This window comes from Shinella agrisoli, from assembly GCF_046557955.1.
Lineage (GTDB): Bacteria > Pseudomonadota > Alphaproteobacteria > Rhizobiales > Rhizobiaceae > Shinella.
The window spans coordinates 61,559-69,511 of the sequence record NZ_JBJIEP010000025.1 but is presented as its reverse complement, the minus strand read 5'-3'; the positions used below and the strand labels follow the sequence as shown (position 1 = coordinate 69,511).

At 60.6% G+C, this 7,953-nt stretch carries 15 protein-coding genes and 1 pseudogene; 12 read left to right on the top strand and 4 right to left on the bottom strand.

The window, feature by feature from the left end; all coding sequences use genetic code 11:
- The 7 genes and pseudogenes from ACIIOY_RS22225 to ACIIOY_RS22195 all read left to right on the top strand — a co-directional run.
- Window positions 1–642 (top strand): annotated as a pseudogene (locus ACIIOY_RS22225) (hypothetical protein); the annotation flags it as partial.
- 37 nt (window positions 643–679) lie between these two features.
- Window positions 680–892 (top strand): hypothetical protein, encoded by a 213-nt coding sequence (locus ACIIOY_RS22220; RefSeq protein WP_411036850.1) that lies wholly within the window; start codon window positions 680–682, stop codon window positions 890–892.
- Window positions 892–1,704: a hypothetical protein gene (locus ACIIOY_RS22215; protein ID WP_411036849.1), complete on the top strand. Its 813-nt coding sequence runs from the start codon at window positions 892–894 to the stop codon at window positions 1,702–1,704. Before ACIIOY_RS22220 ends, ACIIOY_RS22215 begins: the two co-directional genes overlap by 1 nt.
- Window positions 1,704–2,015: a hypothetical protein gene (locus ACIIOY_RS22210; RefSeq protein WP_411036848.1), complete on the top strand. Its 312-nt coding sequence runs from the start codon at window positions 1,704–1,706 to the stop codon at window positions 2,013–2,015. The genes ACIIOY_RS22215 and ACIIOY_RS22210 overlap by 1 nt, the downstream gene beginning before the upstream one ends.
- Complete coding sequence (locus ACIIOY_RS22205; protein ID WP_411036847.1) at window positions 2,012–2,200, top strand: hypothetical protein; 189 nt, start codon at window positions 2,012–2,014, stop codon at window positions 2,198–2,200. The genes ACIIOY_RS22210 and ACIIOY_RS22205 overlap by 4 nt, the downstream gene beginning before the upstream one ends.
- Window positions 2,187–2,534 (top strand): hypothetical protein, encoded by a 348-nt coding sequence (locus ACIIOY_RS22200; RefSeq protein WP_411036846.1) that lies wholly within the window; start codon window positions 2,187–2,189, stop codon window positions 2,532–2,534. The genes ACIIOY_RS22205 and ACIIOY_RS22200 overlap by 14 nt, the downstream gene beginning before the upstream one ends.
- On the top strand, window positions 2,531–2,851 hold the full coding sequence (locus ACIIOY_RS22195) for a hypothetical protein (RefSeq protein WP_411036845.1): 321 nt from the start codon (window positions 2,531–2,533) through the stop codon (window positions 2,849–2,851). The genes ACIIOY_RS22200 and ACIIOY_RS22195 overlap by 4 nt, the downstream gene beginning before the upstream one ends.
- Here ACIIOY_RS22195 and ACIIOY_RS22190 read toward each other — a convergent pair.
- A complete protein-coding gene (locus ACIIOY_RS22190) occupies window positions 2,811–3,284 on the bottom strand; it encodes a hypothetical protein (protein WP_411036844.1) in 474 nt (157 codons plus the stop codon). The two genes, ACIIOY_RS22195 and ACIIOY_RS22190, sit on opposite strands and share 41 nt — an antisense overlap.
- Window positions 3,285–3,677: 393 nt before the next feature.
- Here ACIIOY_RS22190 and ACIIOY_RS22185 point away from each other — a divergent pair, with 393 nt between their 5' ends.
- From ACIIOY_RS22185 to ACIIOY_RS22170, 4 genes are all read left to right on the top strand, one after another.
- On the top strand, window positions 3,678–4,616 hold the full coding sequence (locus ACIIOY_RS22185; protein ID WP_411036843.1) for a glycoside hydrolase family protein: 939 nt from the start codon (window positions 3,678–3,680) through the stop codon (window positions 4,614–4,616).
- Window positions 4,616–4,873, top strand: coding sequence for a hypothetical protein (locus ACIIOY_RS22180; RefSeq protein ID WP_411036842.1), 258 nt, complete (start codon window positions 4,616–4,618; stop codon window positions 4,871–4,873). Before ACIIOY_RS22185 ends, ACIIOY_RS22180 begins: the two co-directional genes overlap by 1 nt.
- 179 nt (window positions 4,874–5,052) lie before the next feature.
- Window positions 5,053–5,355, top strand: coding sequence for a hypothetical protein (locus ACIIOY_RS22175; RefSeq protein ID WP_411036841.1), 303 nt, complete (start codon window positions 5,053–5,055; stop codon window positions 5,353–5,355).
- A gap of 83 nt (window positions 5,356–5,438) precedes the next feature.
- The gene (locus ACIIOY_RS22170) at window positions 5,439–5,837 is read left to right on the top strand and encodes a DUF2513 domain-containing protein (protein WP_411036840.1); all 399 of its coding nucleotides are present in this window, start codon (window positions 5,439–5,441) and stop codon (window positions 5,835–5,837) included.
- Between the two features lie 18 nt (window positions 5,838–5,855).
- Here the strand turns inward: ACIIOY_RS22170 and ACIIOY_RS22165 are convergent, their stop codons facing one another.
- Both ACIIOY_RS22165 and ACIIOY_RS22160 read right to left on the bottom strand, forming a co-directional pair.
- A complete protein-coding gene (locus ACIIOY_RS22165; protein WP_411036839.1) occupies window positions 5,856–6,107 on the bottom strand; it encodes a DUF982 domain-containing protein in 252 nt (83 codons plus the stop codon).
- 11 nt (window positions 6,108–6,118) lie between these two features.
- Entirely contained in the window at window positions 6,119–6,787 is a 669-nt protein-coding gene (locus ACIIOY_RS22160; RefSeq protein WP_411036838.1) for an SOS response-associated peptidase, read from the bottom strand.
- A gap of 435 nt (window positions 6,788–7,222) precedes the next feature.
- On the opposite strand from ACIIOY_RS22160, the gene ACIIOY_RS22155 reads away from it, so the two are divergent.
- Window positions 7,223–7,555: a hypothetical protein gene (locus tag ACIIOY_RS22155; protein WP_411036837.1), complete on the top strand. Its 333-nt coding sequence runs from the start codon at window positions 7,223–7,225 to the stop codon at window positions 7,553–7,555.
- Window positions 7,556–7,695: 140 nt separating this feature from the next.
- Here the strand turns inward: ACIIOY_RS22155 and ACIIOY_RS22150 are convergent, their stop codons facing one another.
- Entirely contained in the window at window positions 7,696–7,893 is a 198-nt protein-coding gene (locus ACIIOY_RS22150; RefSeq protein ID WP_411036836.1) for a hypothetical protein, read from the bottom strand.
- Window positions 7,894–7,953 lie beyond the last annotated feature (60 nt).

Genomic DNA, 7,953 nt, shown 5'->3' with positions numbered 1-7,953 from the left:
GCCGTTCCGAGCGACAGCACCGGCATCAATGTCGACTACACCTTCGAAGGCAGCAAGATCGTCTTCATCAACAACGGCGTGTCCTGCCGCGCGCGCTTCATCCTCTTCGGCGCGGATGCCAGCGCACCGACGTCCGGCAGCTACAACGTGTTGCGGCACTACCAGCACGGCGGCGAGCGGCATATCCAGTTCCTTCGACCCGGCGCCGGCGATCCGCCGTCCTGGGCGGACGTGATCCTCGACACCCGCCGCCCGGTCATCCAGATACTGCAAGAGGGCTACCTGACCGTTCCGGTCGGCATCGGCGTTGCGCAGACCATCACCTACGATGCGACGGGGTTCTTTCCGCTCATCAAGTTCTCCACGCATCACGGCTCAGGGCATAGCTGGTCCATGGGGGTGAGGGAACCGCTGGTCAAGCGGCTGCTGCCCAACCAGTTCGGCAACGACACGCAGGCCGCAGGGGACAGCTCCCACTGCGAGTACAACTACCAGCAGGCGACCTTCTACACCAACCGCGGCGCTCCGGTGAACCGGTACTGGAGAACGTCCGGCGGCCAGCGCGAAGCCGTGCGGGTGTTCGACACCTCCCCGATCCTCGGCATCCGGTACTACGTCCTCGGCATCCCGGCGACGGCCTGATCCTTCACATCATCCAAACCCAACGACAGGGACACCCATGACCCAGGTGCACATTTCCCCCATCGTGGAAGTGCAGGAGCTTCGTGCCATCGAAGCGACCTTGCGCAACCGCATCCTCGTCCTGGCGCAGGCGCATAGCGAGGCGCTGGTGCTGATTGCCGAGAGGGACGCGCAGATTGCGGCCCTCCGCGAGGAAATAGGCCAGCTGAAGGCCGCTGCCGAGCCCCCTCTTGAAGAAGGAGGCGAGTGATGGCAGTCGCGACCACCTACAATACAGGCACAGCTTCGGTGAATGCCGGCGAGACGAGCGTCACCGGACAGGGCACAACCTGGCTGACGAGCGGTATCCGTGCGGGCGACCTGTTCTGGGCTGCCGGACTTGCCGTCCGGATCGCGGCGGTCAACAGCAACACAAGCCTGACGCTCGCCTATGCCTGGCCCGGCGCGAACCGGGCCGCTGCGGCCTACGAAATCCGCTACACGCCGGACAGTGAGCGTGTGCTTGCGGCGACGCGCGAGATGCTGACGGCGCTCGGCGCCAACGCCATTTCCCCGCTCGTCGGGCTGGTGCCTGCGGCGGACAAAATGGCCTTCTACACCGGCGCGGGCGCGGCGGAGCTTGCAACGCTCACTTCCTTTGCACGCAGTCTGCTCGACGATGCCAACGCTGCAGCTTTTTGGGGTACAATCGGTGCAACCGCCCCGCCAAACGCCGCTTTCCGCCGGGGAAATGTTGTCGGTGCTGTCGCTCATTCGAGCGGGACGCCGACCGGTGCTCTTATCGAGCGCGGCAACAACGCGAATGGACATTATGTACGGTTCGCTGACGGGACGCAGATCTGCTGGGGCGTCCATCCGAACGGCGAGCCTTTCAGCTTTTCGGCAGCTTTCTCGGTACCTCCATTCATGGCCTCCCTTGCTGGTAGCACACCCGGAAACCCGCGCGTCGCAACTCAAACAGCAATTTCCTCCACCGGAGCAACCATCGCCATCTACATCTCCACAACGGGAGCTGGCACGACCAATACAGGCACCTACATCGCAATCGGAAGGTGGTTCTGATGATAATCTCTCTTTCTCCCATGCGCCGCGGCGACGCTCTTGTGGTCAGCAAGACCGGGGATGTTCTCACCATAAATGGCCAGGCTTTTGACTTTTCATCGCTGCTGGACGGCGCAACGATGCCGGCAGGCGAAGTGCCGTGCGACTGGATCGTCGGACCCGTCGAGCGCGTCGGCGACGTGCTGCACCTGACGCTGATCCTGCCGCACGGCGCCAATCCATCGCCGGCCGTCGCTTTTCCCGCACCGATCGTCGATCCGCCGGACGGGCCGCTCGATCTGCCGGTGGACACAGAGGATGCAGAGACATGAGTGGTGTCCTGATCACGCACCGTCGGCTTATCGAGGCGCAGTTGGTGGACAGCGAACTGGTGAGCACCAGGCATTTCTGGCGCAAACAACTCGGTTATTCCGACGAGATCGCCAATGATCCGCGGCCACTTGCCGTGGCGGTAAAACAATCTATTGCAAAGGAGCGTATCCATGTGGACGCCTGACCCCGCAATCATCATCACGGCCGAACGGAAGGCCGAGCAGGCCAAGGCTGCGCTCCTGGCGCAGTTCTCCGGCGCCATCCAGGCGCACCTCGATAACAAAGCGAGAGAACGGCAGTACGACAGCGTGCAGACGGCAGTCTCGTACCGCAACGATCCCAACCCGACATTCGCGGCCGAGGCTGAGGCGCTGTTCGCCTGGCGATCCGCCGTGTGGAGCTATTCCACGGCCGAACTCGGCAAGGTCGCAGCCGACGAGCGGCAGGTGCCGTCCGTCGAGGAATTCATTGATGAGTTGCCGGTGTTCGAGTGGCCGACAGTGGATGGCTCGGAATGAAGATCGAATTCGAGAATCTTACCGCGGAAATCTTCGATTGCATGTTCGATCCCGTCCTGCGCAATGCGGATACCCATAAAGATTTCAATGATCACCTCGACCGTGAGACGGAGAATCCTCTGCGGCACATTACCGTAGAGGTTAACGACGCGATGCTGGAAGCCGGCATCCGGGCGGGCAATGAGATTTCGACTTACGGGCAGCCGGAGCTTTATGATGAGGATCGAATATATCGTATCTATGTTGCGATGGAGCGTGTCAGGCGGATGCAGGCGGTCATTCCCCCGCAACGCGTGGAGCGCACTGCCGAAGAATAGCGACAGCGTTACCCACGCAGTATTCGAATTGCCTACGCAGGGATACCTCCTTGGCGCCACTGAACAAGTTGCGGACATTGGTCGTGACGTTTAGCAGCTTTATCTTAGACAGATGCTTGGCCACGGAAGGCGAGGAAAACTTCGTCACCTGAGAATTGTGGGCAAACTCATTTCTGACCCCTGTGAGTAGCTTGAGGTCATCGCGCGCTGGTTTGTCTATTGCTTCGATCAGATACAGAAGGTTCACTCTCGCCGCGTGGCTTTGCAGGAAGTTCCACTCGGTGGCCTCATTAAAAGCCGTCGCGTCGTTGCGTAGGAGCGCTCGCAGCGCCGCTTTGCATTCTTCTTCAATGTGAGCATGCCCGACGATGGCACAGGCTCGATCCGAGCCCTTCCTCATCTCGGCCAATATCTCTTTGTCGATCGCAAACATGCATCCCTCTCTCCCCCATTTCGGTAAAGAGAAACACCCTCACGACATGGAGTCGAGTCCTGTTACGAGGATCAGTGCGCAGCTACAACATTATCAGCATCGGCATCAGTGCCAGAATGCCGATTGTGAGCGCCGCTCCGGCGACCCTGCCGATTTGGACCTGTCGTTTTTCGATCCGCGCAAGACGTCTTTGCATTGCCCCAGCTCCTCTTGATGTCCCTGTCCGCATTAATCGCCGCGTAGGGTTAATGCCGGCTTAATTGGACCGGTAGCCCGGTTTACCTCCTCACAATCGAAAGGACACCACCATGAACCGCTCCGCGTTCTACGCGTCGGCGCGCCAGCGCGCGTCCGGCATCTTCGGCTGACAATCTCCCCACCCTAGGATACGACATGATTACCACGACATCGGCTCGTGGCCGCGCGTTTCTGCGCGCCCATGAGGGCAACCCGCTGACTTGTTATCTGGACCCCGTTGGCATTCCGACGATCGGTCAGGGCTTCACAATGCGGTCCAAGGCGGTGCGTGCCGCTCTTGCAAAGCGCGGCATCACGAAACTGGTGCCGGGCAAAACCAAGATCACCGCCGCTCAAAGCGACGAAATCCTGTCGGAAGTCCTGGCTGCCGAATTCGAACCGGCCGTTGTTTCCAATAGCCCGTCCGACCGCAAGCAGCACCAGATGGATGCCGCGGTTAGCGCTGTTTACAATCTCGGCACGGGAGCAATGGGCTGGCAATGGGCCAAACTGTGGCGCGCAGGCGAGATCAAGGACGCTGCCGCATATCTCGGGAGCCACTACAACACGGCTGCCGGTAAGAAACTCCCCGGCCTCGTGCGCCGCCGCAAGGAAGAGGCGAACCTGTTCCTCGTGGGAGACTATGCCGGCGTCCGCTATAGCGCTCCGGAGGGCGTTCCGCGCGAGGCCACGGAGACCAGGGCAAAGAAGCCCGATCCCGTCGTCAAGGAAGCGCAGGAGATTCTTTCCGCCAAGGGCTTCAACCCTGGCGCCATCGACGGATGGATGGGGCAGAAGACCCGTGACGCGCTGATCGCCTACCAGAAGGCCCACCCGCATCTTGTCGCGGACGGCATTCTTGGGCCGGCGACTCTCAGCCAGTTGCGGCGTGACGCGGCTACCGTCAAGGAAGTCGTCACCAATGGCGCCGGCTCCGCGGTGGGCTCTGGTGCACTTGCATTCGCGGCGGGGCTGCCGTGGGGCTGGATCGCGCTCGGCGTGGCGCTAGTGGCTGTGGTTTACGTCGCCTACCGCAAGCGGGATGTTATCCAGCGGTGGTGGAATACCAAGACTGGCAAGGAGGTGGCGGTGTGATGCTCACTACCATCGCGGCGGGGATCTGGTCCCGCATATCTGGCTGGCTGTCCGCGGCCGGTGTTGCGCTCGCGATCATTGTGGGCGCTTTTTTGTATGGACGGTCTGGCGGCAAGGCGGCGGCCGAAGCCGAGCAGGCACGCAACAATGCAAAAGCAATCAAAAAGGCGAGGGGGGTTGAAGATGAAGTTAACGGCATGGGCGACGACGATGTTGATCGTCGCCTTAACGAGTGGATGCGCGACGGTGGGCGGTAACTACTGCGACGTGGCGCGCGCCGTGCGCCCATCCATCGAGGACAAGCTGACTGCTGAAACGAAGCGGCAGATACTGACCGAGAACACCAAGCTACAGCGGCTTTGCGGGGTACGGCCATGAGGGCGTGGCTGTACGTGCAGGCGTTGTCGCTCGTGGTCGGTCTGCGGGGGCTTGTACGATGACCGGCCCGGAAATTATGGCCGTGGTCGGGTTCTTCGTAATGTTGTCGGGGGCGGGGTGGCGCGTGTGGTCGCGTGTGGAGGCGAAGGTGAAGATCGCCGAGGACAAAGCGGACGGCGCATCGAAGGACCTCGCCGCCCACCGCCTCCACGTTGCCGAGACGTACGTGACCAAAGCCGGCATGTCGGAACAAACAGCTCAGATCATGAAGGCCCTCGATTCCGTCGGGGCGAAGATCGACCGCACCAACGAGCGGCTGGACAGCCTCATGCAGCCGAGACCTACGCGGCGTTCAGGGTAGACGCAAATCGAAGTAAGGAATCAACAATGACGTGTTATCGTGTAAAAGTTTCCCGCATGAGATTTCTTGTTTCGGGGGACGACATGAAACTTGATATGGACTTGCTCCGCGAAGTGCTTCTCCACATCGAGGAGAATGCTGATCGGGTTCACAGCGACCTCAGCGACATCTCTATCCAGGGCTGGACGCAAGAGCAGATCGCCTATCACGTCGTTCTCGCGGCGGGCGACGACTTGATCAAGGCGACGATCGACGAGCTGCCTGACGATGAAGACGATGAACTTGTCTTCGTCAGTTATTCCGTCCATCGCCTAACGATGCGCGGTCACGACTTTCTCGCGTCAATCCGCGAACCGACCAACTGGGAGGCGATCAAGGCCGGAACCAAGAAAATAGGCAGCTACGGTGTCCGGGCTGCCGTGCAATTCGCCGAGGCCTATATTAAGATGAAGATCGTTGAGCATACAGGGGTGCCGCTTTAGGCGCCCCCTCCCGCCTCCTCACGAATCTCTGACAAACACGTCAGCCTCTTCTGCTGCCAGAAGAAACGCCTGTCGCGATTCTTCAGCGTCCGCGCTGCCTTCCAGCACAGCCAGGCATATCTCTTGCGCGGCCTTCCACGCTTTCCCTTCGTCGACGGGCCAGTCATAGAGCAGAACGCCGGCCGCTTCGCTTGCGCTGTTGATCGTGCGGTAGACACCCAGTGTCGTCGTTTCGAAGGTGACGGGCCGGTTCCAATAGCCGCGGTTCATGGCAGTCTCCGCTAGAGCGAATTGACGATCGGCGCCGGCCGTTCGGTAAACCTCGAACTGTTTATGTCCCGGCTGACGCGGTGCATTTGCATCTGCCCGTCGAGGTGGTGCCCCAGGATGCCTTTCAAATTCTCCACTGGCGTATTCGGATTAAGCCAGCCGTCGAAAACTTCGGGGTCCAGGATGATTGGCATCCGGTCGTGGATCTGGCTGATGGGTGCAATCGAGGGCGCCGTGATGATGGTGCAGCTGGTCACGTCGAGATTGCTGTTATGGGCCCAGAGGCCGGCAAAGGCGAAAGGCTTCTCGCCCGGCATCTGGATAAGCCACGGGTCCCTGCCGCCGTCATCGGCTTTTGTCCACTCGTAGAAGCCATCAGCGGGGATGAGGCAACGGCGCATCTTGAATGCGTCCCGAAACGCCGGAGAGCTATCGACGGTCTCGATCCGCGCATTGAACATCGCCGCCTTTGGCATCTCCTTCGCCCAGTGAGGGACCAGCCACCAGCAGCCGTCTTCGACGATCTGGTTCCCATCGCCATCGACCCGGATAAACGGGACAGTCTGTGTCGGCGCGATGTTGTAGCGCGCCTCGGTGTTCCTGATCAGGTACTTGTCGGTCAGGCGATAGAGCGCGACGAGATCGCGCCAGGACATCATCTGCGTGAAGCGGCCGCACATGTCTCTCAACTCCCGTGGAGCAGCCGCAGAAGTGGCGCGGCTATCATCGATATTGCAAGAAGGGCGGAAAAGATCAGGATCAGAAGGAAGCTGGCATCCTGCTTCATCGCGGCTGTGCCTTGATGACTATGCCTGCCGTCCGGTGTGCGGCTAACTCGTTCATCATGCGATCATTGGCACACGCGGCGAGGATGTGATGGTCCGCCAAGGAAGCTATTGCCGTGCAGGCCTCGCTCTCACTCCATCCCGCCTGCGTGGCCTTCTCAATGAGCGACTGGAATTCCGTCTCAAGGTCCTCCTCGCAGCGAAGGATCCTGTCCTCAGCGCAAACGGTGCGTTGCGGGCCTGTAAGCGCCATGCTTGCTCCTCCACCACCGGGAGAATAGTGCGGAGCCCTCAAAGCGGCAAGGTGCCCTCCGGTTTCGGTAACCCATAATGCTGCTCGAAAACCATATCCCACCAGCCTCCCGGATTGTTGGCAGGCATCGCTGGAAGAGCGACAAGCCGATAATTTCGGTCGACCGCTTCAAAAACTTGCCTGGCGATTTCATGGCGGGCATCTGTATCGCCTTTGGCAAGGAGGACACGTTAAGAGATGGGTACGGCGATGAGCGCTTCCCGGACGGTCGACTCCACGATCCGCCATTGGTTGGCGCTCTCGCCCGAGAAAACGGCGAAGGGGGCGAAATGTTGGGCGAGTTGGGGTGCTATAGCGCCGATGGCCACCACCTCCATTCTGTCTGCATGGGCAGTCGCCCGCCTGGATGATCTGATCCGCGCGTAATTCTGGAGCTCGAATTTCGGCGTTACCGCCAGCGCAACGCCTAGCGAGACCAGGACTGATTCTCGTGCGCGCGCGTCCCTTCGGCTCATCGGATTGCCGCCTTCTTGCTGTTCCTCCATCCGATTCACTCCCGCTCGATCTTTGGACGCCAGCCGCGGACGAATCCGTAGCTCATTGCCCTCCTGGCAAGCTCAAGCTGCCAGCGCAGGTAGGCGCAATCCGCGAGGAGGGTGGCGACGGTGGCACGAGCATCTCCATCGTGCCAAGACAGCGCTTCGTCGATCTCGTTTGGGTTCTCAGGTTGCTTTTCGAGCGGGCGCACGTCGTCGTTCTCCTGTGTCTCTGCCACAGTCGGCGTAGAGATTGGGATTTATGGTGGCGA